The organism is Scandinavium tedordense, assembly GCF_024764965.1.
In the GTDB taxonomy this organism is placed as follows: domain Bacteria; phylum Pseudomonadota; class Gammaproteobacteria; order Enterobacterales; family Enterobacteriaceae; genus Scandinavium; species Scandinavium tedordense.
This window is the reverse complement of the sequence record NZ_JALIGG010000058.1, coordinates 65,826-90,114: the sequence shown is the minus strand read 5'-3', so window position 1 is coordinate 90,114 and position 24,289 is coordinate 65,826. Positions and strand designations below refer to the sequence as shown.

General features: G+C 55.6%; 24 protein-coding genes. 3 read left to right on the top strand and 21 right to left on the bottom strand.

Annotated elements, in window-relative coordinates; all coding sequences use genetic code 11:
* Positions 1-48: 48 nt before the first annotated feature.
* From fabF to yceD, 8 genes are all read right to left on the bottom strand, one after another.
* Positions 49-1,290 carry a beta-ketoacyl-ACP synthase II gene (fabF, locus tag MUU46_RS19775; RefSeq protein WP_159761412.1) on the bottom strand — a complete coding sequence of 414 codons (1,242 nt, stop codon included), beginning with the start codon at positions 1,288-1,290 and terminating at the stop codon, positions 49-51.
* 88 nt (positions 1,291-1,378) lie between these two features.
* Positions 1,379-1,615 carry an acyl carrier protein gene (gene acpP, locus MUU46_RS19770; RefSeq protein ID WP_000103754.1) on the bottom strand — a complete coding sequence of 79 codons (237 nt, stop codon included), beginning with the start codon at positions 1,613-1,615 and terminating at the stop codon, positions 1,379-1,381.
* A 210-nt stretch (positions 1,616-1,825) separates the two neighbouring features.
* Positions 1,826-2,560, bottom strand: coding sequence for a 3-oxoacyl-ACP reductase FabG (fabG, locus tag MUU46_RS19765; protein ID WP_159761410.1), 735 nt, complete (start codon positions 2,558-2,560; stop codon positions 1,826-1,828).
* Between the two features lie 19 nt (positions 2,561-2,579).
* Positions 2,580-3,509, bottom strand: a complete 930-nt coding sequence (fabD, locus tag MUU46_RS19760) for an ACP S-malonyltransferase (RefSeq protein WP_159761408.1) — start codon at positions 3,507-3,509, stop codon at positions 2,580-2,582.
* Positions 3,510-3,523: 14 nt separating this feature from the next.
* On the bottom strand, positions 3,524-4,477 hold the full coding sequence (locus MUU46_RS19755; protein ID WP_258966428.1) for a beta-ketoacyl-ACP synthase III: 954 nt from the start codon (positions 4,475-4,477) through the stop codon (positions 3,524-3,526).
* 6 nt (positions 4,478-4,483) lie between these two features.
* Positions 4,484-5,518, bottom strand: a complete 1,035-nt coding sequence (plsX, locus tag MUU46_RS19750) for a phosphate acyltransferase PlsX (protein ID WP_258966427.1) — start codon at positions 5,516-5,518, stop codon at positions 4,484-4,486.
* A 79-nt stretch (positions 5,519-5,597) separates the two neighbouring features.
* Positions 5,598-5,771 carry a 50S ribosomal protein L32 gene (rpmF, locus tag MUU46_RS19745; RefSeq protein WP_000290724.1) on the bottom strand — a complete coding sequence of 58 codons (174 nt, stop codon included), beginning with the start codon at positions 5,769-5,771 and terminating at the stop codon, positions 5,598-5,600.
* A gap of 16 nt (positions 5,772-5,787) precedes the next feature.
* A complete protein-coding gene (yceD, locus tag MUU46_RS19740; protein ID WP_159761402.1) occupies positions 5,788-6,309 on the bottom strand; it encodes a 23S rRNA accumulation protein YceD in 522 nt (173 codons plus the stop codon).
* Positions 6,310-6,450: 141 nt separating this feature from the next.
* Between yceD and MUU46_RS19735 the strand changes: the two genes are divergently transcribed.
* On the top strand, positions 6,451-7,035 hold the full coding sequence (locus MUU46_RS19735) for a Maf family protein (RefSeq protein ID WP_159761400.1): 585 nt from the start codon (positions 6,451-6,453) through the stop codon (positions 7,033-7,035).
* 44 nt (positions 7,036-7,079) lie between these two features.
* Here the strand turns inward: MUU46_RS19735 and rluC are convergent, their stop codons facing one another.
* The gene (rluC, locus tag MUU46_RS19730) at positions 7,080-8,033 is read right to left on the bottom strand and encodes a 23S rRNA pseudouridine(955/2504/2580) synthase RluC (protein WP_159761398.1); all 954 of its coding nucleotides are present in this window, start codon (positions 8,031-8,033) and stop codon (positions 7,080-7,082) included.
* 692 nt (positions 8,034-8,725) lie between these two features.
* Between rluC and rne the strand changes: the two genes are divergently transcribed.
* The gene (gene rne, locus MUU46_RS19725; protein WP_258966426.1) at positions 8,726-11,929 is read left to right on the top strand and encodes a ribonuclease E; all 3,204 of its coding nucleotides are present in this window, start codon (positions 8,726-8,728) and stop codon (positions 11,927-11,929) included.
* Between the two features lie 39 nt (positions 11,930-11,968).
* On the opposite strand, the gene MUU46_RS19720 is transcribed toward rne, so the two are convergent.
* Positions 11,969-12,904: a LysR family transcriptional regulator gene (locus MUU46_RS19720; RefSeq protein WP_159761394.1), complete on the bottom strand. Its 936-nt coding sequence runs from the start codon at positions 12,902-12,904 to the stop codon at positions 11,969-11,971.
* A 108-nt stretch (positions 12,905-13,012) separates the two neighbouring features.
* Between MUU46_RS19720 and MUU46_RS19715 the strand changes: the two genes are divergently transcribed.
* The gene (locus MUU46_RS19715) at positions 13,013-14,224 is read left to right on the top strand and encodes an MFS transporter (RefSeq protein WP_374685029.1); all 1,212 of its coding nucleotides are present in this window, start codon (positions 13,013-13,015) and stop codon (positions 14,222-14,224) included.
* A gap of 78 nt (positions 14,225-14,302) precedes the next feature.
* Here MUU46_RS19715 and flgL read toward each other — a convergent pair whose 3' ends face one another.
* The 11 genes from flgL to flgB form a co-directional block, all read right to left on the bottom strand.
* Positions 14,303-15,253, bottom strand: coding sequence for a flagellar hook-associated protein FlgL (gene flgL / locus MUU46_RS19710; RefSeq protein WP_258966425.1), 951 nt, complete (start codon positions 15,251-15,253; stop codon positions 14,303-14,305).
* A gap of 13 nt (positions 15,254-15,266) precedes the next feature.
* Positions 15,267-16,913, bottom strand: coding sequence for a flagellar hook-associated protein FlgK (flgK, locus tag MUU46_RS19705; RefSeq protein WP_258966424.1), 1,647 nt, complete (start codon positions 16,911-16,913; stop codon positions 15,267-15,269).
* Positions 16,914-16,987: 74 nt separating this feature from the next.
* On the bottom strand, positions 16,988-17,941 hold the full coding sequence (flgJ, locus tag MUU46_RS19700; RefSeq protein ID WP_258966423.1) for a flagellar assembly peptidoglycan hydrolase FlgJ: 954 nt from the start codon (positions 17,939-17,941) through the stop codon (positions 16,988-16,990).
* Positions 17,941-19,038, bottom strand: a complete 1,098-nt coding sequence (locus MUU46_RS19695; protein WP_258966422.1) for a flagellar basal body P-ring protein FlgI — start codon at positions 19,036-19,038, stop codon at positions 17,941-17,943. The genes flgJ and MUU46_RS19695 overlap by 1 nt, the downstream gene beginning before the upstream one ends.
* Positions 19,039-19,049: 11 nt before the next feature.
* On the bottom strand, positions 19,050-19,748 hold the full coding sequence (gene flgH / locus MUU46_RS19690) for a flagellar basal body L-ring protein FlgH (RefSeq protein WP_159761384.1): 699 nt from the start codon (positions 19,746-19,748) through the stop codon (positions 19,050-19,052).
* 56 nt (positions 19,749-19,804) lie between these two features.
* Positions 19,805-20,587: a flagellar basal-body rod protein FlgG gene (gene flgG, locus MUU46_RS19685; RefSeq protein ID WP_110509787.1), complete on the bottom strand. Its 783-nt coding sequence runs from the start codon at positions 20,585-20,587 to the stop codon at positions 19,805-19,807.
* A gap of 12 nt (positions 20,588-20,599) precedes the next feature.
* Positions 20,600-21,358, bottom strand: a complete 759-nt coding sequence (locus MUU46_RS19680; RefSeq protein ID WP_159775163.1) for a flagellar basal body rod protein FlgF — start codon at positions 21,356-21,358, stop codon at positions 20,600-20,602.
* 20 nt (positions 21,359-21,378) lie between these two features.
* Entirely contained in the window at positions 21,379-22,635 is a 1,257-nt protein-coding gene (gene flgE, locus MUU46_RS19675; protein ID WP_258966421.1) for a flagellar hook protein FlgE, read from the bottom strand.
* A gap of 26 nt (positions 22,636-22,661) precedes the next feature.
* Positions 22,662-23,351: a flagellar hook assembly protein FlgD gene (gene flgD, locus MUU46_RS19670; RefSeq protein WP_159761378.1), complete on the bottom strand. Its 690-nt coding sequence runs from the start codon at positions 23,349-23,351 to the stop codon at positions 22,662-22,664.
* An 11-nt stretch (positions 23,352-23,362) separates the two neighbouring features.
* Positions 23,363-23,767, bottom strand: a complete 405-nt coding sequence (gene flgC / locus MUU46_RS19665) for a flagellar basal body rod protein FlgC (protein WP_110509791.1) — start codon at positions 23,765-23,767, stop codon at positions 23,363-23,365.
* Between the two features lie 3 nt (positions 23,768-23,770).
* Positions 23,771-24,184: a flagellar basal body rod protein FlgB gene (gene flgB / locus MUU46_RS19660; RefSeq protein ID WP_125353739.1), complete on the bottom strand. Its 414-nt coding sequence runs from the start codon at positions 24,182-24,184 to the stop codon at positions 23,771-23,773.
* Between the last annotated feature and the right edge of the window lie 105 nt (positions 24,185-24,289).

Sequence of the window (24,289 nt, the reverse complement as noted above, 5' to 3'; positions counted from 1 at the left end):
TTAAAGAAAAGGCCTGCGATGCAGGCCTTTATCAGTGCAAACGAATAATCAAACCTTTTTAAAGATAAGCGATCCGTTGGTGCCGCCAAAGCCGAAGGAGTTACACAAGGTGTACTCCATACCGCTGACCTGACGCGCTTCGTGCGGGACGAAGTCCAGGTCACAGCCATCTTCCGGGTTATCCAGGTTGATGGTTGGCGGAACAGCCTGATCGCGAAGGGCCAGAATCGAATAGATCGATTCAACCGCGCCCGCAGCACCAAGCAGGTGGCCGGTCATGGATTTGGTTGAGCTCACCATGATACGGCTTGCTGCATCGCCAAACACGGATTTCACTGCCTGCGCTTCGGCAATATCGCCCGCAGGGGTGGAGGTGCCGTGTGCGTTGACGTAGCCAATCTGGCCTGGTTCGAGGCCTGCATCGCGAATGGCGTTAACCATTGCGAGTGCTGCACCTGCGCCATTTTCCGGCGGCGACGTCATATGGTAGGCATCGCTGCTCATACCAAAACCGACGATCTCTGCGTAAATCTTCGCGCCGCGTTTTTTCGCGTGCTCGTACTCTTCGAGCATGATGATACCGGCGCCGTCACCGAGCACGAAACCATCGCGGTCTTTATCCCACGGACGGCTTGCCGCCTGCGGGTTGTCATTGCGGGTCGACAGCGCGCGCGCTGCACCGAATCCGCCAACACCCAGAGGTGTACTCGCTTTTTCAGCACCGCCCGCCAGCATGGCATCAGCATCGTTATAGGCAATCATTCGTGCCGCATGACCGATATTGTGTACACCTGAGGTGCACGCCGTGGCGATGGAAATACTTGGGCCGCGGAGGCCGAACATGATGGTCAGATGACCGGCCACCATGTTAACAATTGTGGACGGTACGAAGAAGGGGCTGATTTTACGTGGGCCGCCTTTCACCAATGAACTGTGGTTTTCTTCGATTAAGCCGAGTCCGCCGATGCCGGAGCCGATAGCAGCACCGATACGCGAGGCATTCTCTTCCGTCACTTCAAGACCAGAATCCTGCATGGCCTGTACGCCAGCGACAATTCCATATTGAATAAAGGCATCCATCTTGCGCTGTTCTTTGCGCGAGATAATGTCTTCACAGTTAAAATCCTTTACTAAGCCAGCAAATTTCGTTGCATAGGCGGTAGTATCGAAATGGTCGATTAGGCTGATGCCGCTCTGACCGGCAAGAAGAGCTTTCCAGGTGGACTCTACGGTATTGCCGACAGGAGACAACATGCCAAGTCCGGTCACAACTACACGACGCTTAGACACGCTTGTCCTCCAGGGAGGGATAAAAAAGAGAGATGCGGGACAAAAAGATAAAACTCAGGCGGTCGAATGACCGCCTGGAGATGTTCACTTACGCCTGGTGACCGTTGATGTAATCAATGGCAGCCTGAACGGTGGTGATTTTCTCAGCTTCTTCGTCCGGAATCTCAGTATCAAACTCTTCTTCCAGAGCCATTACCAGCTCAACGGTGTCAAGAGAATCAGCGCCCAGGTCTTCAACGAAGGAAGCATTGTTGGTAACTTCTTCCTGCTTAACGCCCAGCTGTTCGCCGATAATTTTCTTAACGCGTTCTTCGATAGTGCTCATACTCTTAAATTTCCTATCAAAACTCGCTTTCGCGATGGTTTTCGTAGTGTATAAAATGTTGAAAAATTTGCAACTAAATCCCGGCAGGTCATACCACGATTTTACGCTATTTTGAGGGTGTTTGCCCTAATAACGCAAATCATTTTGCACCTAATATTACTCAGAAGCGCACAGACTGCGCGGATCCTGAGCATTTTGTGCAAACTACGGTCAGACCATGTACATTCCGCCGTTGACGTGCAGGGTTTCACCAGAGATGTAACCCGCTTCGTCAGAAGCTAAAAATGCAACCGCACTCGCGATTTCTTTTGCATCGCCAAGGCGACCTGCTGGAACTTGCGCCAGAATACCCGCACGCTGATCATCAGAAAGCGCACGCGTCATGTCCGTTTCAATGAAGCCCGGAGCAACAACGTTCACAGTAATACCGCGAGACGCAACTTCACGCGCCAGCGATTTACTGAAACCAATCAAACCCGCTTTCGCCGCAGCGTAGTTGGCCTGACCAGCATTTCCCATGGTACCAACCACAGAACCGATAGTGATAATACGACCATGACGCTTTTTCATCATAGCGCGCATTACCGCTTTTGACAGACGGAAAACGGATGACAGGTTGGTTTCGAGAATGTCGTTCCACTCATCATCTTTCATTCGCATTAACAGGTTATCGCGAGTGATCCCGGCATTATTAACCAGAATATCCACTTCGCCAAATTCTGCGCGAATATTTCCCAGAACAGATTCGATAGATGCAGGGTCGGTCACATTCAACATCAGACCTTTACCGTTTGCACCCAAATAATCACTGATGGCCTGAGCACCGCTTTCGCTAGTGGCAGTACCGATAACTTTCGCGCCACGGGCAACGAGTGTTTCAGCGATAGCGCGGCCAATGCCGCGACTTGCACCGGTAACCAGTGCAACTTTTCCTTCAAAACTCATGGTTTTGCTCTTCCTCTTCTTATTGCTCAAGCGCCGCTGACATCGCCGCCGGCTCGTTAATGGCCGAGGCAGTCAGGGTGTCAACAATACGTTTCGTCAGGCCGGTGAGGACTTTACCCGGGCCGACTTCATACAAGTGTTCTGTGCCCTGGGACGCCATAAACTCAACGGTTTTGGTCCACTGTACTGGGCTATAAAGCTGACGCACCAGCGCATCGCGAATAGCATCTGCGTTAGTTTCGCACTTCACATCCACGTTATTGATAACGGGAATCTGCGGCGCATTGAAGGTGATGTTCGCCAGTTCTGTAGCGAGTTTCTCTGCTGCAGGCTCCATCAACGCACAGTGAGACGGGACGCTGACCGGCAGCGGCAGTGCGCGTTTTGCGCCAGCAGCTTTACACGCGGCACCGGCACGTTCAACGGCTTCTTTATGGCCCGCGATAACCACCTGGCCCGGTGAGTTAAAGTTCACTGGGGATACCACTTGCCCTTCAGCAGACTCTTCGCAGGCTTTAGCGATAGATGCATCGTCCAGACCGATAATGGCAGACATGCCACCGGTGCCTGCTGGGACGGCTTCCTGCATGAATTTGCCACGCAGTTCAACCAGACGCACAGCATCAGCGAAGCGAATCACGCCCGCACACACCAACGCAGAATATTCACCGAGGCTGTGACCGGCCATCAGCGCTGGCGCTTTACCGCCCTGCTGTTGCCAGACACGGAACAGTGCAACAGACGCGGTCAACAGCGCTGGCTGAGTCTGCCAAGTTTTGTTCAGTTCTTCTGCCGGGCCCTGTTGGGTCAACGCCCACAGATCATAGCCCAGCACCGCAGAAGCTTCCGCGAATGTTTCTTCAATAACCGGATAGGTTGCAGCCAACTCAGCCAACATGCCCACGGTCTGAGAGCCCTGTCCCGGGAACACAAATGCAAATTGCGTCATCTTGTAATCCTTAATTAGAAACGAACCAGCGCGGAACCCCAGGTGAAACCACCACCGAAGGCTTCAAGCAGCACCAGCTGACCGGCCTTGATGCGCCCGTCACGCACTGCTTCATCCAGCGCGCACGGCACGGAGGCCGCAGAGGTGTTGCCATGGCGGTCGAGGGTTACCACGACGTTGTCCATCGACATACCGAGCTTCTTCGCTGTCGCGCTGATAATGCGCAGGTTGGCCTGGTGTGGCACCAGCCAGTCCAGCTCAGAACGATCCAGATTATTAGCTGCCAGCGTTTCTTCAACGATGTTCGCCAACTCTTTCACCGCCACTTTGAACACTTCATTCCCTGCCATTGTCAGGTGAATGTCGTTTTCCGGATGAACACGATCGGCGTTCGGCAAGATGAGCAGTTCACCGTATTTGCCATCAGCGTGAAGATGCGTGGAGATGATGCCCGGCTGTTCGGATGCGCCTAATACGACGGCACCAGCGCCATCGCCAAAAATAATGATTGTGCCGCGATCGGTAGGATCGCAGGTACGGGCCAGAACATCTGCGCCAATCACCAGTGCATTTTTAACCGCACCGGATTTAACGTACAGATCGGCCACGCTCAGCGCGTAAGTGAAACCTGCACAGGCCGCAGCCACGTCAAACGCTGGGCAACCTTTAATGCCCAGCATTGACTGAATCTGGCACGCCGCGCTTGGGAAAGCGTGGGTCGACGAGGTGGTTGCCACCACGATCAGGCCGATTTGCTCTGCATCAATGTTAGCCATTTCCAACGCGCGCTTGGCGGCTTCAAAGCCCATTGTTGCTACGGATTCATCTGGCGCGGCAATACGACGCTCACGGATACCTGTGCGTGTGACAATCCACTCGTCAGACGTATCTACCATTTTTTCCAGGTCGGCGTTCGTACGCACTTGTTCAGGCAGATAGCTGCCGGTACCTATAATCTTCGTATACATGTACGCTCAGTCTTTTGGTGGTAATACAGATTCGAGGCGAGCGGCGATCCGATGTGGGACCTCACGCTGCACCGCCTGCACTGCCTGTTCAATCGCCACGCTAAACGCGCGCTGATTGGCTGCACCATGACTCTTAATCACCGTGCCGCGCAATCCTAACAGACAGGCGCCATTATACTGGTCGGGGTTGAGGTGACTGAATCGCCGCGAGAGGTTTTTTTGTAACCAATGCTTCAAAATTTTCAGCCACCACGACCGCTTTTTACCTTCTCCCTGCGATTTCAGCAGAGAAAGAAACATTCTGACAACGCCTTCCATGGTTTTTAGTGTGACGTTGCCCGTAAAACCGTCACAAACCAGTACATCCGTTTTGCCAGTCAATAATTCGTTGGCTTCGAGATAACCAATATAGTTGATGGAAGAGACCTTTTTTAGCATCGCCGACGCATCACGGATGCTATCGTGGCCTTTGGTTTCTTCTTCCCCGATGTTGAGGAGTGCGACGCGCGGAGACGTAATGCCGAGGACTTCTTCAGCCATCACCGCGCCCATTACCGCAAACTGCACCAGCATCGTGCTGTCACAATCGACGTTGGCGCCCAAATCAAGCACCACCGTTTTGCCCTTCTGCTGATGCGGCAGAACTGTCATCAGCGCCGGACGCTCAATCCCTTCAATCGGCTTGAGCAATAATTTGGCGAGCCCCATTAGCGCCCCGGTATTTCCGGCGCTCACGCAGGCCTGCGCGCGTCCTTCTTTAACAAGCTCCAGCGCAATGCGCATGGAACTACCCCGGCTGTTGCGAATAGCATGTGCCGGACGTGCATCACTGGCAATAACTGACTGGGCAGGGATTATCTGCAGACGTGAACGTTGTTCGAAGTCAGCTTTGGCGAGTAATGGCGTAATGGTGTCGGTGTCACCGACAAGAAGAAGCGAGAGTTGAGGGTTAGCGTGCAGTGCCTGCAATGCTGCAGGCACCGTCACGGAAGGACCAAAATCGCCCCCCATGACATCCAACGCTAAGGTCAGACGTGTCAAGGTATCGTCGCCGCTCGGTTTGGTAAATCCCCGCAGAAGCGGGGAAATCCTCACTAAGCTTCATCACGCTTTCGCGTGATTACTTAGCGATAACCTTGCGACCGCGGTAGAAACCGTCGGCAGTGATGTGGTGACGCAGGTGTTTCTCACCAGAAGTCTTATCTACAGACAGGCTGGTAACTGCAGTCAGCGCGTCATGGGAACGACGCATGCCACGTTTGGAACGGGTTGGTTTATTCTGTTGTACGGCCATGGACCTTACTCCTCAATTACTTACGCTTTAAGCTGGCTAATACGGCAAATGGATTTGGCTTTTGCACATCTTCAGGCAATTCACCAAATACCATGTCCGCGTCGGACACTTCACAGTGTTCAGAATCATGCACCGGAACTACAGGTAAGGAGAGAATGATTTCATCCTCCACCAAAGCCCGCAGGTCGATTTCACCGAATTCGTTAACCTCAATCGGCTCATACGCTTCCGGGAGTGCTTCAGCCTGTTCATCACTTTTGATCGGACTGAAACAATACGTTGTGTGAACGGCATGTGGGAACGGTTTCCCGCAGCGCTGGCATTCGAGAGTCAACGCAACCTTTGCATCACCTTTAATAACGGCGAGACGCTGGTTGTCGATGGCGAATGTCATGTCGCATTCCACATCACTGTCCACACTGACCACAGACTCGGCAAGACGCTCCACCTGGTCCGGGGTGTAGACACCCTGGTAATCGAGGCGTTTTTGAGCGGTACGAACCGGATCAAGAGTCAGGGGTAATTTTACCTTTTGCATAGGGCGCGCATATTAACTTTGTAACGTCATAGAGTCAAAGAAAAAGGCACCCTCAGGCGCCTTTTGCCAATTATTCGCACACATTGCGGCCTGTAGTTTAAAATGTCGCAATCCGAATCACCAGAGTCTATTTAAAAAATTATGCTGCAACTTGTTCTTGCCTCTACTTCACCCTATCGCCGCGAGCTGCTTCAAAAGCTCGACGTGCCTTTCGAATGCGCCGCCCCCGAGGTCGATGAACTGCCCTTACCCGGCGAATCACCGCGCCAGCTGGTGCTTCGTCTGGCTCAAGCTAAAGCACAGGCCCTCGCCACGCGCTTCCCTGACCATCTGATTATCGGCTCCGATCAGGTTTGCGTGCTCGGCGGAAAAATCACCGGCAAACCGCATACCGTAGAAAATGCGCGTTTGCAGTTGCGTGAAGCGAGCGGTCATGTCGTCACTTTCTATACCGGTCTTGCGGTGTATAACAGCGCTAAGGGCCATTTGCAGACCGAATGCGAACCTTTCGATGTGCACTTCCGCCATCTGACCGACGCGGAGATCAATCGATACGTCCAAAAGGAGCAGCCGCTGAACTGTGCGGGCAGTTTTAAAAGTGAAGGGCTGGGCATCACGTTGTTCGAGCGTCTCGAGGGACGCGACCCGAATACGCTGATTGGCCTGCCGCTTATCTCGCTGTGCAAAATGCTCAGGCACGAGCAGTACAACCCGCTACTGCGCTAAAACGCAAAACGCCCCTTTCGGGGCGTTTTTTATTCTTTCTTTAATTACTTCTGACTGCGCAGCACTTGCAGACAACGCTTGAGCTGATTGTCCAACGGCGCTTCAATGCGCAACGTCTCACCGGTACCCGGATGGGTAAACTTCAGCGCTGCTGCATGCAGGAACAGACGATTCAGGCCAGTCCCCGCCAATTGTTTGTCGAAATCACGATCGCCATAACGGTCGTCAAACGCAATCGGATGGCCCGCGTGCAGCGTATGCACTCGAATCTGGTGCGTACGGCCGGTTACCGGGCTACAGCGCACCAGCGTCGCATGGGTGAAGCGCTCTTCGACTTTAAAGCGCGTCTCAGACGGTTTGCCTTCGCTGTTCACGCGAACAATACGCTCGCCGCTCTGCAAAATATTTTTCAGCAATGGCGCCTGCACTACTTTCATATGCGACTGCCACTGGCCACGAACCAGAGCCAAATAGTCTTTCTGCATCCCTTTTTCGCGTAGCTGTTCATGCAGGGAGCGAAGCGCGGAACGCTTCTTCGCCACCAGCAGCACACCAGAGGTATCACGGTCGAGGCGATGGACCAGTTCGAGGAATCGAGCTTCCGGGCGCAGCGCGCGCAAACCTTCGATAACCCCAAAGCTCAAGCCGCTACCGCCGTGAACCGCCGTACCTGACGGCTTGTTCAGCACCAGAATATGGTCGTCCTCATAAAGGATAACGTCAGCCAGGGCCGCCACTTTATTCAGGTGTGGCGATACCGCCTCTTCATCACGCTCTGCGACGCGCACCGGTGGGATGCGAATTTCATCGCCCGCTTCCAGTTTGTATTCCGGTTTCACGCGCTTTTTATTCACGCGCACTTCACCTTTACGCAGGATGCGGTAAATCATGCTTTTCGGCACGCCTTTCAGCTGGGTGCGCAAAAAGTTATCAATTCGTTGCCCTGCCTCATCATCGGCAATGGCTACCATTTTTACGGTCGGTGTCTCAGTTTTCATGGGGGCGATTCTAAAGATGCAGTGGCATTCGCGCCACTCCTTTTTCTGTGCTTATATTAACTTCGCAACGGAACTCATTTTTAATCTCACTTCCCGGATTGATGGTTATTACAACAATCAGTTCGCTAAAGTGAAAAAACTGTGAGTAACCGGGTGATAAATGGTAAAAGTCATCTTGCTATAACAAGGTTAGCAGGGAATAATGATGCAGTTTTCCGTGTCGAATCTTGTTCAAGCAAGCATGTAACGGAATGACCAATTTTGTCTGAGCGATCTTTTATGCAGCAATGGCGTAAGACGTATTTATCTTTCAGACAGTTAGCGGGCTGCGGGTTGCAGTCCTTACCGGTTGATACTCTCTATTTCAAGCTGCGGAAAGGCGGCAAACCTGGGATCTCCAGGCGCTACTCCAGTAGATGACTGGGGTAAGCAGGTGAAGCCAACCATCTGCGACTTGAAAGACAATGAGTATAGAAGGAACCGTACCTGGAGAATGATTCCCAGGCTGTTCCCCTGAATAATTGCGCTGCGGTTCCGTTTGAAACGCAGGCTACCGACACTCTGCGCCTCTTAAGCGAGCGACAACCGTGAGGTTGGCGACGTGAACAGACACGAGGCCATCGGTTTACCCCCGGCAAGGAAAACTCTGCCCGTAGCTTAGTCGTCAATGCAAGAATAATGAGTAAGTTACGATGAAAAGAATGTTAATCAACGCAACTCAGCAAGAAGAGTTACGTGTCGCCCTCGTTGATGGGCAGCGTCTGTACGATCTGGATATTGAAAGCCCAGGACACGAACAGAAAAAAGCGAACATCTACAAAGGCAAAATTACCCGTATAGAACCAAGCCTTGAAGCCGCATTCGTAGATTACGGTGCTGAGCGTCATGGTTTCCTTCCTCTTAAAGAAATCGCCCGCGAATATTTTCCTGCTAATTACAATGCGCATGGCCGCCCGAACATTAAAGATGTTCTGCGCGAAGGCCAGGAAGTCATTGTTCAGATCGATAAAGAAGAGCGCGGCAACAAAGGTGCAGCCCTCACAACCTTTATCAGCCTGGCAGGTAGCTATCTGGTACTGATGCCGAACAACCCGCGTGCCGGTGGTATTTCTCGCCGCATCGAAGGTGACGATCGTACTGAGCTCAAAGAAGCGCTTTCCAGCCTGCAACTGCCTGACGGCATGGGCCTGATCGTGCGTACCGCAGGCGTTGGCAAATCTGCCGAAGCGCTGCAGTGGGATCTGAGTTTCCGCCTGAAGCACTGGGAAGCGATTCAGAAAGCCTCTGAAAGCCGCCCTGCTCCGTTCCTGATTCACCAGGAAAGCAACGTCATCGTGCGTGCGTTCCGTGATTATCTGCGTCAGGACATCGGCGAAATCCTTATTGATAACCCGAAAGTGCTTGAGCTGGCTCGCCAGCATATCTCTGCGCTGGGCCGTCCGGATTTCAGCAGCAAAATTAAGCTCTACACCGGTGAAATCCCGCTGTTCAGCCACTACCAAATCGAATCGCAGATTGAATCTGCATTCCAGCGCGAAGTCCGCCTGCCGTCAGGCGGTTCTATCGTTATCGATAGCACCGAAGCCCTGACCGCCATCGATATCAACTCCGCGCGTGCAACCCGCGGCGGCGACATCGAAGAAACCGCCTTCAACACCAACCTTGAAGCGGCCGACGAAATTGCCCGCCAGCTGCGTCTTCGTGACCTCGGCGGCCTGATCGTTATCGACTTCATCGACATGACCCCGGTTCGCCACCAGCGTGCGGTTGAAAACCGTCTGCGTGAAGCGGTGCGTCAGGATCGTGCGCGTATCCAGATTAGCCACATCTCTCGCTTCGGACTGCTGGAAATGTCCCGTCAGCGCCTGAGCCCGTCACTGGGTGAATCCAGTCATCACGTGTGCCCACGCTGTAGCGGTACCGGCACCATCCGTGATAACGAATCGCTGGCGCTGTCTATTCTTCGTCTGATTGAAGAAGAAGCACTGAAAGAAAACACTCAGGAAGTTCACGCGATTGTTCCCGTTCAGGTGGCCTCTTACCTGCTGAACGAAAAGCGCGCGGCTATCAGCAACATCGAAACCCGTCAGGGTGGCGTACGCTGCATCGTCGTGCCGAACGATCAAATGGAAACTCCGCACTACTCCGTACTGCGTGTCCGTAAAGGCGAAGAGACTCAGATCCTGAGCTATCTGCTGCCGAAACTGCACGAAGAAGAAATGGCGATGCCGTCTGAAGAAGAACCGGCTGAACGTAAGCGTCCTGAGCAACCCGCTCTGGCAACCTTCGTGATGCCTGATGCACCGCCAGCACCGCTTGAAGAAGCCACCCCAGCAGCACAGGTGAAGAAAGCCGACCCAGCAGCAACCACTGCGCCAGCACCGGGTCTGGTTTCCCGCATTATCTCTGCGCTGAAATCCATGTTTAGCAGCGAAGCACCTGTAGTGGCTGAGCCTGAGCCGGTTAAGAAAGAAGAGAAACCTGAGCGCCAGCAGGATCGTCGCCGTTCTCGTCAGTCTAACCGTCGTGACCGTGGTGACCGCAATGACCGTGGTGACCGTGGTGACCGCAACGATCGCCGTGACAACCGCGATAATCGTGGCGAACGCGGTGAGCGTAACGAACGTGGTGACCGCGATAACCGTGGTGAAAACGCAGAAGGCCGCGAAGATAACCGCCGTAACCGTCGTGAGAAGCCGCAGCAGAACGCGGAAACCCGTGAAGCTCGTCAGCCGAACGTGGCAGAAGATGCTGATAAAGCGAAATCTCGTGATGAACAGCAGCAGCCACGCCGTGAGCGCAACCGTCGTCGTAACGATGACAAACGCCAGGCAGCGCCGCAGGAAGTCAAAGTTCAGGTTCACGAAGAACAACCAGCTCAGGAAATCGAGCAGGAAGAACGCGTACAATCCATGCCGCGCCGTAAGCCGCGCAACCTGTCGCAGAAAGTGCGCATCGAAACAGCAGCCGAAACTGCAGAACGTACCGCAGTTGACGAACCGGCTGAAGCAGCGGCTCCGGCTAAGCGTACCGAACTGGCTAAAGTTGATTTGCCAGCCGTCATCGATGCTCCGGCAGAAGATGAAAGCGCAGAAAACCGTGATAACACAGGCATGCCGCGTCGCTCCCGTCGTTCACCACGCCACCTGCGCGTGAGTGGTCAGCGTCGTCGTCGCTACCGTGACGAGCGTTACCCGGCTCAGTCTCCGATGCCGCTGGCGATTGCCTGTGCATCGCCGGAAATGGCGTCAGGTAAAGTGTGGGTAAGCTACCCGGTAACGCGTCCACAAGAGCAGCTGGTTGAAGAAACCCGCGATCAGGACGTTGTTCCTTCTGTCATTGAAGTTGCACCAGTAGAGACCGTGGAGCAAGCTCCAGTGGCAGAACAGGTTGCAGCGTCCGTGGTTGAACACGCCGCAGTTGAGCCGGTCGTGGTTGCAGAACCGCAACCAGTACAGGCTGAACCGGAAGTTCCGGTTGTTGAGACCACGCATCCGGAAGTCATTGCCGCACCGGTGAACGAAGAACCTCAGGTTATCGCGCCAGCCGACGCTGTTGTTGCAGAAGTCACCGCAGAAGAAGCGACTCCGGCAGTGGTTGAGGAAGTGGAACAGGCTATCGTCACTGAACAACCTGCTGTGGTGGAAACCGCGCCTGTTGCTCCAGTAGTTGAGCCTGTCGTTAAACCGGTTGTGGCTGCCAAGCCAGCGGTTGAACGCACCACCGCGACCGCGCCAATGACACGCGCTCCAGCGCCAGACTACGTGCCAGAAGCACCGAGTCAGAGCGACTGGGTTCGTCCAGAGTTCGGTTTTGAAGGTAAAGGTTCTGCCGGTGGCCACAGTGCTACACACACGGCGACCGCCGGTCCGACTCGTCCGCAGTCTGTGGACTAAGCTGCAAAGCATGAAAAAACCGCCTCCGGGCGGTTTTTTTTATTCTGGCGCGGGCAATTGCATCCCCGAAATTTTCGGCATGACGTCCCGCATCAAATCGAGGAACTTACGCAACCGCGCCGGATAATAACGCGCCCAGGGATAAACCAAATGCACCGGCAACGCCGCCGCTCGCCATTCAGGCAGTAGCTCAACCAGCCTGCCCTGTGCAATATCCTCTTCTACCGTCCAGCTAGAAATCAGCGCAGCCCCCAGCCCCGCCAGCGCGGTATTACGGGCCACGTACACGCTGTCCGTGCTCAGTCGCGGCACAATCGGAATGGTGATGCTCTCCCGGCTGGCCTGATTTCGCAGCGTCACTTCATGCTGATAAAATGTACTGATCGCTACCCAAGGCAGCGCCGATAAAGCCATCGGATCAGACACATCTTCCACCGTCTCCAGCAGCTCTGGTGAAATCACCAGGCTACGCGGGACCTCCGCCAGCAATACCGACACCGTCGCCGGATCAACGTCCGCCCCCACGCGGATAGCACAGTCGATATTCTCACTGATGAAATCGATATTTTTATCGTTAAGCATCCACTCCACCGATAGCTGAGGATAGCGCTGCAAAAAATCCACCAGCGGCGTTAATAGCTGCTGCTGCCCGAACGCATGCGGCGCTCTGACGCGCAGCACGCCCACCGGATTGTCGTCCACTATTTGCAAATCGTCTTCCAGCGCCAGCCAACTGTCCACCAGCTGTCGCGCATATTGATAGCAACGCTCGCCGTCATCAGTAAGTTTCATCGCATGGGTCGAGCGCATAATCAACTTTACGCCTAACAATGCTTCGAGCGACTGCAAACGGCGGCTGACGGTGGCCTGCGTGGTGCCGAGCTGGACAGCCGCTGCCGACAATGAGCCAGCTTCGATAATGCGAATAAAGGTTCGCATCAGTTCCAGCCTGTCTATACGCTCAGTTCTTTTCATTTATTTTTTGCTCATACGCCTAACGTATAGCTGTTTTACCACTGCGCCCGCTACCGCGCCAGTGTGATTCACATCACAATGCGCCCACACCCTGTTGAGGACATTATGATGAACATCACTCCCGCTGTTTCACCGGCTTTTGCGCCGTGGATAATCCTGACTTTAGCTATAGGTGCAGGCTTTAGCGTTGCCGCCATTTATTACTCTCAGCCGCTGTTGCCGCTGATTGGCCACGGCATGCATTTGAGCATCGAACAAATGGGTCTGGTTCCGACGCTGACCCAGGCGGGCTACGCGCTGGGTATTCTGTTCCTGTTGCCGCTGGGCGACCGTTACGACCGACGTAGGCTGATCCTCACTAAAAGCGCTTCGCTCGCGGTGTTGTTGCTGCTGTGTAGCGTGACCAGCCAGCTGCACGCCTTGCTCGCCGTCAGTTTGCTGATTGGGATGGCGGCGACGATGGCGCAGGATATCGTACCGGCGGCGGCGATCCTCGCCCCTGCCGGCAAGCAGGGCAAAACCGTAGGTACGGTAATGACGGGTTTGCTGCTCGGCATTCTGCTGTCGCGTACCGTCAGCGGCATCGTAGGGGAAGCCTATGGCTGGCGGATGATGTATCAGGCCGCAGCGATCAGCATTGCGTTGATTGGTCTGGTGATGTGGCGCGTACTGCCGAAATTCAGCGCGCATTCTGAACTCAGCTATCCGGCGCTGATGGGTTCTCTGGTGCATTTATGGCGGCGTTTCCCGGAACTGCGCCGGGCCGCGCTGGCACAAGGTTTTCTTTCGATCGCCTTCAGCGCGTTCTGGTCAACGCTCGCTGTCATGCTGGCCGAACACTACCAACTCGGCAGTGCCGTCGCCGGAGGATACGGTATTGCCGGTGCCGCCGGAGCACTAGCCGCCCCGCTGGCCGGCGGTCTCGCCGATAAGCTTGGCGCCACCAAAGTCACTCAGTTAGGTGCAATGCTGGTCACGGTGTCGTTCGCACTGATGTTTTTCCTGCCGCTTTTACCGCTGCACGCCCAACTGGCGCTGATTGCCGTATCGGCGATTGGCTTTGATTTAGGCTTACAGTCGAGCCTGGTCGCGCACCAGAATTTGGTCTACAGCCTCGAGCCACAGGCCCGTGGGCGCCTGAACGCCCTGCTGTTCACGGTGGTGTTTATCGGGATGGCGCTGGGATCGGCGATTGGCAGCAAACTGTACGCCGTGGCGGGCTGGCCTGCGGTAGTTACACTGGCGGTGAGCAGCGGCGTTATCGCGCTGGTAATTCGTCTGGCGGGTACGGCGAACGCCACCGCTTGCCCACAACGTTAAAAAAAGCCCGCACCGTGGTGAGTGGTGCGGGCACAGAGAACATGGCCAGTTTCAAGACATGTTCTAAACCGTTAAATCTTATTTATTCAACTGGAACAGAGACATGCCTTGCATATCAGTGAACGCTTTATACGACGCCGTCAGGGCCGCCTGCTGCATGGTGTAGTTGGAAATCGTTGAGTTCCAGTCCACGTTAACCAGGTCGCTCATCTGCTGAGTCTGGCTGAGCGTGCGGTCATCGCCCAGTGCGTCCAGTTTGTCCAGTTCGTTGAGCTGGGTACCGACTTCAGCCCGCACACTCAGCACGTTGTTCAGTGAGTTACGCAGGCCGCGGTTGGCGACGTCGATAGTGGCCTGCGCCGTGGCTTGTGCCGCATCATTATCCGCGACCGGCGTTTTCAACGCAGCAATCGCGTCATCCAGAATTTTGAACAGGTCCGAAGGCGTACTGTCATCGGGGTTTTTCACCGCATTCGAGGTCACCGAAGCAAAAATTTTATCGCCGGTGTGGCCAATGACCATGGTTCGGGAAGAATCGACCTGCTGTTCAACGTTGGTGGTGCCGCCCGCGTACGTGCCGGTGGTGGCATCAAACGGTGCGGTATCCGTCTTATAACCGGCAAACATGTAGCGTCCGTTACCATCCTGGCTGTTGGCGAGGTTCATCAGTTGGTCGCGGATGCCCTGCAAATCAGTAGCCAGCGAGGCACGGTCATCGTCACTCAGCGTGCCGTTGCCGGCATAAACGATTTTTTCCTGCGCCGCCTGAATCGACGACGTCACTGATGACAGCGTGTTTTCTTCCTGCGAAACACGCTGGGTAGCAAAACTACGGGCTGATGCAAACTGGCTGGTCTGCGACTGCGCCTGAGACAGCACAACCGCCTGCGATGCGGCAATTGGGTCATCCGACGGACGGTTAACGCGCAGGCCGGTGGACATCTGTTCGCCATATTTCAGCCATGAAGACTGGGAGTTGGTAATGCCGCCCATCGTCTGCTGATACATCATTAAGGTACTAATACGCATCGGTCACGGCTCCTTAGCGAATATTGATCAGCGCGTCGAAAAGCGTGCTGGCGGTCTGCATTACCTGGGCGTTGGCCAGATAGTACTGTTGATACAGTTGCAGATTGCCGTACTCTTCATCGAGGTTTACGCCGGAAATAGATTGCTGCTGCTTGGTCAACTGAGTCACAACGTTGCCCTGGGTGGTGCTACTGGTTTCCAGAGTCGAGGTTTTGTTGCCCACGTCGCTGACCAGAGAGGCGTACGCGTCGTTGACGGTTTTATTGCCACCCACCAGTTTGCTGTTTTGCAGATCCAGCAGCGCCTGACCGTTACGGTTATCACTCTCGCCGGTTTCAGCGTCATTGATGCCCATCGCAATTTGGCTGGAGTCGGTCAGCGCCACGCTCATGTTCACAATCGCGTTGGCTACCGGTTTCACGGTAAAGCTGTCATTCGCTTTGATCGTGCCACCGCTTATCTTTACGCTCAGCCCATCAAATTGCAGACTGCCATCACTTCCGGTCGTCGGGATCACATTAGTATTATCCGAGAGGCGCGTTACCTGCCAGTTTGTGCCGTCGTAACTCACTTTATAGTCTGAGGCCTGGAGCTGAGTGCTGTCGGTCATGGTTGCGCTGAGCGTTGCGTCACCGTTGTTTTTAGTGTTGCTCAGCACCGACGGTTTACCGAAGCTGAAGAAGTCTTCGCCCTTGTTGCCGTTGGCGTCAATCCCGGCCTTGTTCTGGGTATTGAACGCATCAGCAAACGCCAGCGCCATCTGGTTCAGGCTGTTACGCGTCTGGTCCAGATCCTGAGAACGGAACGTCAGCAGGCCACCGAGTGAACCGCTGGTCAGCAATTTTTCAGGGATTTCAATATTCCCCGCCACGTTATCCACGTAAGCGACGGTGGTCCGCGAAGGGTCAGCGCTGCTTGGTACTGCCGCCAGCTGACGGGCATTGCTGCCTTGCACCAGGTTGTAACCGTTGGCCATGGTGACGTTGTAGGTGCCGCCGTCCTGCACGTTCACCTCTACGCCTACCAGCTGGTTCAGCTGGCTAACAAGCTGGTCGCGCTGATCGAGCAGGTCATTCGGAGAAGCCCCCGCGCCGACGCCGGTCAGTTTGGAAATTTTATCGTTCAGCGTCGCAATCTGCTGCGAATAGTTATTGATCTGCGAAACGGTAGAAGCAATCGCGCCGTTGACCTGCTTATCCTGGTCGCGCAGATACTGATCGGTAGTCTTAAACTGGTTTACCAGCCCTTCAGATTTGCCTAATACCGCCTGACGCGCCGCCGGATCTTCGGCGTTGCTGACCAGGGTTTGCAGGCTGGTGAAGAAATCCTGCAAGGTGGCGGAAATTGAGTTGGTGGTATCGGACATCAAATCGTCGATTTTCGACATCTGCTGATAGCGTGTGGTCAGGCCGCTGCTCTGGTTTTGCGCCGCATTCAGCTGATTGGTGATAAAAGCATTGTACTCGCGCTGTACGCCGGAGACCGTGACTCCATTGCCCACCCAACCGCCCGCGCCCAGCGTGCTGTTCGCCGCAGAGAGGACCGTCGTCTGGCGGGTATAGCCGGACACGTTATAACTGGCAATGTTATTACTGACGGTGTTCAGTGCCGCCTGAGCCGCACCGAGCCCGCTCATTGCGCTGTTCATTAAACTGGACATGGAGGTTCCTTTATTCTTTTAAATACGGGTCCTGACCAAGAGTATCGGCACCGGTCAGCTGAACTTGAGGCGTTTCAGAACAGATTTTCGATATCGTTGCCGTAGGCCTTGCCCACCTTCTCGCTCATCGATTTCAGCTGTTGGATCATCCCGGTCAGCTTGCGGGCATAGTTCGGGTCGGTAGCGTAGCCGGCTTTCTGTAGTGCCTGAGCGCCCTGCTCCGGCGTCGCGGCCGAGGTCACGGCGGCATAGCGCGGGTTACGCGTTAACAGGCCAACGTAGTCGGACAACGCGTCGAGATATGAGCTGTAGACGCGGAAGCGGGCTTTCACCTTTTTCATCTCACCGTTCTCGTATTCGGTGGTGGTGATTTCGGTGACTTTGCCTTTCCAGTCAGAGGAAGCCTTTACCCCGAACAGGTTAAAGCTCGGCTCACCGTTTTCACGGCGGATCTGCCGCTGACCCCATCCAGATTCCAGCGCCGCCTGGGCGAGGATCAAGTGGTGCGGAATACCGCTTTGTTCACTGGCCAGTTTCGCCGGTAGGGAAAGCTGCGCCAGGAAGTCGTGACTGTCGCCGGGCACATCGGCTGCATCTGAAGCATTCGGCGCTTTCGGCAAGGCCTTGCGCACCATCTGTGTCAGTGCAGAATTCTGATAGCTGGTAACAGTTTCGAGATCAAACTTGAGCGGTACCTGGGCAGGCAACTCTTTCGGCCCGCCCTGATTCGCTGTCATCTGTTTGACCATTTCATCTGCCAGCCCTAACCCTTTGCCCGCCGTCATCTGCTGAGCAATTTGCTGATCGTACATACTGGTGTAAAGACGCGACTGGTCGCTGCTGAATAATCCGTCTTTCGGCAGCGCCTCACGCATACTTTTCAGCATCATCTGCACGAACATGCCTTCGACCTGCCGGGCCACAGGCTTTACGTTCGCCTGCGGGTCTTTCCCGGCACTGATTTTCAGCTCGTTCAGCGATTGCGCGTCCCAGGCCGCGCTGCTCATCAGTTTGCTGTCGCCAAGCATCAGATAATTTCCACTTTGGCGCGCAGGCAGCCTGCGGTTTGCATCGACTGGAGAATCGACATCAGCTCCAGCGGCGAAGCACCCAGCGTATTCAGTGCACGAACGACGTTGTTCAGATTGGCGCTGGAACGAACGGTCTGCATCGCGCCCCCGCTTTGACGCAGATCGATTTGCGTCTGCGGCGTCACCACCGTTGAACCACCGGCAAATGCCGTATCCGGCTGACTGACCTGCGCGGAACGGTTCACCGTCACCGACAGATTGCCCTGCGCCACGGCGCAGTTATCGAGGGTCACTTCGCGGTTCATCACCACCGAACCGGTACGGGAGTTGATGATCACTTTCGCATCCTGCGGCGTGACGTTCACGTCGAGGTTTTGAATATCCGCTAGCATCCGTACCTGATTGCTGCCGCCGCTTGACGCCTGAATTTGTACGGTACGTGCATCCAGCGCAGTGGCATTACCGAAGCCGCCACGACGGTTAATGGTGTCAGCAATCTGCTGCGCCATGCCGAAATCGTCTTCGTTCAGCTGTAAATTGATGGTATTGCCGGTGCCGAACTGGCTCGGCAATTCACGTTCTATGGTTGCGCCGTTGGTGATACGTCCGCCGTTAAGCTGGTTCACCTGGACGCTGCTACCGCCCGCAGAGGCACCCGCGCCACCAACCAGAATGTTGCCCTGCGCTAACGCATAAATCTGGCTGTCGACGCCTTTCAACGGTGTCATCAGCAGCGTGCCGCCGCGCAGACTTTTGGCGTTACCCATCGACGACACAACGACGTCAATGTTCTGCCCCTGACGACCAAAGGCCGGAAGCTGCCCGGTGACCATCACCGCCGCCACGTTTTTCAGCTGCATGTTAGTGCCCGCCGGAACGGTTATCCCGAGCTGCGACAACATGTTGTTCAGGGTTTGAGTGGTGAATGGCGTCTGAGTGGTCTGGTCACCCGTGCCGTCCAGACCGACGACCAGCCCGTAGCCAATCAATGAGTTCTGCCGCACGCCCTGTACGCTGGTGAGGTCGCGAATGCGATCGGCCTGGGCGAAACCTGCCAGCAGGACCAGAGCAATGCCAACCAGAGTTTTAAACATAATTCACCTCGTTACATCGGCGATAAGTTAAGGAAGAAGCGCTGCAGCCAGCCCATGTTCTGCGCTTCATTGATGTAGCCGTTACCGACGTACTCAATGCGGGCGTCAGCCACTTGGGTCGACGGTACGGTGTTGCTGCCGCTGATGGTGCGCGGGTTCACGACGCCAGAGAAACGAATGAATTCGGTGCCCTGGTTAATGGCGATTTGTTTTTCGCCCACCACGTGCAGGTTGCCGTTAGCCAACACCTGATCGACGGTGACCGTCAGCGTTCCGCTGAAGGTGTTACTGGCGTTGGCGCCGCCTTTACCGTTAAAGGAGTTGCCGCCAGAGGCATCCACATCGGCGCGCGCATTGCCAAACAGGCCCTGCAGATAGCGCGGCACGGTGTCGAAGCCGAAATTGGTTTTGCCATCGCGACTGGCATTCGCCGACGAGCTTTTGGATGCGCTGACGTTTTCTTGCAGCTGGATGGTCAGCGTATCGCCAATATTGCGCGGGCGTCGGTCTTCGAACAGCGGCTGATAGCCATAGTTAATCGGCTGCGCGCTCTGGAAAATCGAGCCATTGACCACCGGCACCGGGCCAGGAACAGGCTGTGCGGTTGTCGCCCCTTCCACCAGCGGTTTGGAGGGAATCAATGCGCATCCGGACTGTGTCAGGGCCAGGACCACGAAAAGCGGATAACGAAACGCTGAGGTTTTTTGCATTGCTTTTTATCTTCTGAATCAAAAATCCGGTGCAGGAAATCTGCACCGGTGACGCCTTACAGCTGGGTGAGTTTCTGCAGCATCTGGTCGGTGGTCGACACCGCCTTGCTGTTGATCTCATACGCGCGCTGCACCTGAATCATGTTGACCAGCTCTTCCGCCACGTTGACGTTCGAGGTTTCGACATAACCCTGGTACAGCAGGCCCGCACCGTTCAGGCCCGGTGTGCTGTCGTTCGGTGCGCCAGACGCCTGGGTTTCGGTGTAGAGGTTTTCACCCATGCTTTCCAGACCCGCATCGTTCATGAAGGTGGTCAGGTTCAGCTGGCCAACCTGCACCGGATTGGTTTGTCCTTGCTGAGTTACGCTCACCACGCCGTCACGCCCGATGGTAATGCTCAGGGTGTTGGCTGGAATGGTGATTGCTGGCTGCACCGGGAAACCGCCCGCGGTCACCAGTTGACCGTTCTGGTCAACCTGGAACGAACCGTCACGGGTGTATGCTGACGTGCCGTCCGGCAGCAGTACCTGGAAGAAGCCTTCACCTTTGATGGCGACGTCTTTGCTGTTATCGGTCTGAGACAGGTTGCCCTGAGTGTGAATACGCTCGGTCGCGACCGGACGAACACCGGTACCGATTTGCAAGCCAGAAGGCAGCGTGGTCTGCTCGGACGATTGTGCCCCCGGCTGACGAACAGTCTGGTAAAGCAGGTCTTCAAAGACCGCACGCTGACGCTTGAAACCGTTGGTGCTGACGTTCGCCAGGTTGTTGGCGATAACGTCCATGTTGGTTTGCTGGGCGTCGAGGCCGGTTTTAGCAATCCATAATGAACTGATCATAGGTATCCTTTATTAGCTCATCGATAACAGCTGATTGGCTTTAGACGCGTTGTCATCGACGCTGCTAATCACCTTCATCTGCATTTCAAAACGTCGGGAGCTGGCAATCATGTCAGCCATCGCCGCCACCGGTTTGACGTTACTGCCTTCCAGTACGCCGGATTGCAGAGTGATTGTCGGGTCAGATTGCAGGACCGGTCCGCGAGTGGCCTGGGCGGCCGCCGTTAAGCGGAACATGCCATCGTCACCACGAATCACTTCGGTATTAGCGGCTTTCACCAGCTTCAGCTTGCCGACGGGCGAAATGGTGTTCGCCGGGTCGCCCGGGTTCAACGCCGAAATGGTACCGTCGGTGGCGATGGTGACCTGCGAGCCTTCCGGCACCATCACCGGACCGCCACCGTCGCCAATCACCGGATTACCCTGAATGGTCAACTGACCGCCAGGCGTCACCTGAATGTTACCGTTGCGGGTGTAGCCTTCCGTACCGTCCGCGCCCTGCACCGCCAGCCAGCCATCCTGCTGCAGCGCCACGTCCAGCGGACGAGCGGTGTAGTCAAGCTGGCCCGGCGTCATGTCGGCGCCGGGCGTGGAGCCAGTCACCAGGGTTCGGGTCTGGTACGTTTCGCCATTGACCGGCACGGCGCGCAGGGCGGTCAGTTGTGCGCGAAAGCCCGGAGTGGAGGTATTGGCGAGGTTGCTCGCGGTAACACCCTGCATTTCCATCGTCTGGCTGGCCGCGCCCATCGCGGTATATATTGCGTGATCCATGAAGCCGTCCCGTCAGGCGCTTAGCGCAGGTTAACCAGGGTGTTGAGGATCTGATCCTGGGTTTTGATGGTCTGCGCGTTCGACTGATAGTTACGCTGCGCGACAATCATGTTCACCAGTTCTTTACTCAGATCAACGTTGGATGCTTCCAGCGCGCCGTTAGTCAGGGTGCCGAAGTTGCCGGTGCCTGCGGTGCCGAGCAGCGCCACGCCGGAAGACTGCGTCGCCGACCAGACGTTATCGCCTTCAGATTGCAGACCTTCGTTGTTGGCGAAGTTCGCCAGCGTGATTTGGCCCAGCAGCTGAGTTTGCTCGTTGGAGTAGTTCCCGACCACGGTGCCGTCGTCGTTAATCTGATAGCTCACCAGGTTGCCCGGCTTGTAGCCGTTCTGGTTGGTGGCGACGATGTCGTTCGACCCGGTATTCTGCTGCATGGAATTCAGGAAGCTCAGCTGGAAGGTGCTGTTGGTGGAGCCGTTCAGGGAAGCCATATCAATCTCAATTTCTGGGGCTGCATTCGGTGTGGTCGCCAGCGCCAGGGTCGTAGGATCGTACTGATAAACGCCTTCCAGCGTACCGTTACCGCCAAACTTCATCTGCGCTTGTTGCACCGCAGCTGCACCCGCCACGCTGGAATCCTGGGTATAAACATCCCATGTGTTAGCGTCAGTTTTGACGTAATAGATGTTCATGTCGTGGGAGTTACCCAGACTGTCGAACACCGTCACGGTGCCTTTCTTGTTATAGGTGTCCGCGTTGCTGGAATCGAACGGAGTTTTCGCCGGCACCGTATCAGTGGAGTTCAGGTTGATTTGCATTGCCGCCGTGCCGGTCGCTTTCGCCGCCATCAGGGTATTCGGAATGCTTAAGCCAACCGGGTTCGCGCCCTGCTGGATGGTCGGCGGCGTACCGGTGGCCGGATAGCCGGTCAACTGCAGACCCTGCATGTTCACCAGATTACGGTTTTCGTCCAGTTTGAACTGGCCGTTACGGCTGTAGTACACGGAGCCGTTGGCGTCGGCCATACGGAAGAAGCCGCTCTGGCTGATAGCCACGTCGAGCGCACGACCGGTGCTGGTGGTGGTGCCGTCGTTAAAGTCCTGGGTGATACCCGCGACTTTCACGCCAAGGCCGACTTTAGAACCGGCAAACATATCGGCGAACGAGGCGGTACCGGCCTTAAAGCCGTAGGTCGCGGAGTTGGCGATGTTATTGCCAATCACGTCGAGATTAGTGGATGCAGCGTTCAGGCCGCTGACCGCTTGAGAAAAGGCCATGTCTTAACTCCTATAAGGTTGAAGGCTTAAATAATCTGACGAACTTCGTCGAGCGTGGTGGTGCCATACGTTCCGAGATCCAGCAGATTACCGCTGCTTCCCTTCGTAACCCCTTGCACCAGCGCGAACTTAAGTGGCTGAGCCACCAGCTGCGTGCCGTTGGTGCTGGCGGCAATCGAGACGTTATAGGCGCCGTCCGGGACGGTAGAGCCATCGGCGGCAGTACCATCCCAGGTAAAGGTGTGAACGCCTGCGGTCAGGCTGCCGAGATCCATCGTGCGGATAACTTTGCCGCTGGCGTCGGTGACAGTCGCGGTGGCTTTGTCGGCGGCCTGGGTCAGCTCAACGCCAAACGGCGTGGTGCTGGCATTGCCGTCGGTGTCCGAACCGGCCAGTACCACGGATCCTGGGATCATCACCCCGTGACCAATCAGCGAGGTGGCCTGCAAAGACTGGCTGTTATCAATCTGTCCGGAGATAGACCCGAGCGTGGTGTTGAGCTTCTCAATCCCGCTGACGGTGCTGATCTGCGCCAGCTGAGAAGTCAGCTGACTGTTGTCCATTGGATTGGTCGGGTCCTGGTTTTTCAGCTGAGCGACCAGCAGCGTCAGGAAGCTGCTTTGCAGGTCCGAGGCGTTACTGGTGGTCAGACTGCCGCTGGTCGCGGTGGTGCTGGCGGTACTGGTTGGGTCATTGACATTCACGGCAATAGACATCGTTATCTCCGTTACTGACCGAGGGTCAGCGTTTTGAGCATCATGCTCTTGACGGTGTTGAGTACTTCAACGTTGGCCTGGTAGCTGCGGGAAGCAGACATGGTGTTGACCATTTCCTCCACCACGTCGACATTCGGCATCTTCACGTAGCCTTTGGCGTCCGCCAGCGGATTGCCCGGCTGGTACACCAACTTGAACGGGTCCTGACTTTCCACCACATCGGCTACTTTTACGCCGCCGGTCGCTGCCCCTGTTGGCGCATCAACCTGGAACACCACCTGCTTGGCGCGGTACGGCTGACCGTCCGGGCCGGTGACGCTGTCGGCGTTGGCGAGGTTACTGGCGGCGACGTTCAGGCGCTTGGACTGCGCCGTCAGCGCCGAACCGGCAACGTCAAAAATATTCAGTAGAGCCATGAATTAGTTCCCCTGTAGCACGGTCATCATGCTGCGGATTTGCCCCCCCAGCACGGTCAGACCGGTCTGGTACTGCAGGCTGTTGTCGGCGAATTGCGTGCGCTCCCGGTCCATATCGACGGTGTTACCGTCCATTGATGGCTGGTCAGGTACCCGATACATCAGGTCTACAGAAGGGGCGGACATCGCCTGGGCTGGAATATGGCGCTCGGAGGTCAGCGTAAGTGACACGCTGCTGGTCTCCGCGCGCCCGCGATCCATCACTTTTTTCAGTTCTGACGCAAAATCGACATCGCGCGCCTGATACCCTGGGGTATCGGCGTTAGCAATGTTTGAGGCCAGGATTTCCTGACGCTGGGCGCGCAGGTTCAACGCTTCCTGTTGAAAACGTAGCGCGGCGTCGAGTTTATCGAGCATGTCTCCTCCGCTGATGGCAATAGTTCATTCAGTGTTCAGATTAATCCCAATTTTGGGCCGCCATCGTCGGAATAAAAGCAAAATGCATCGCTATTTGTTGCGTTG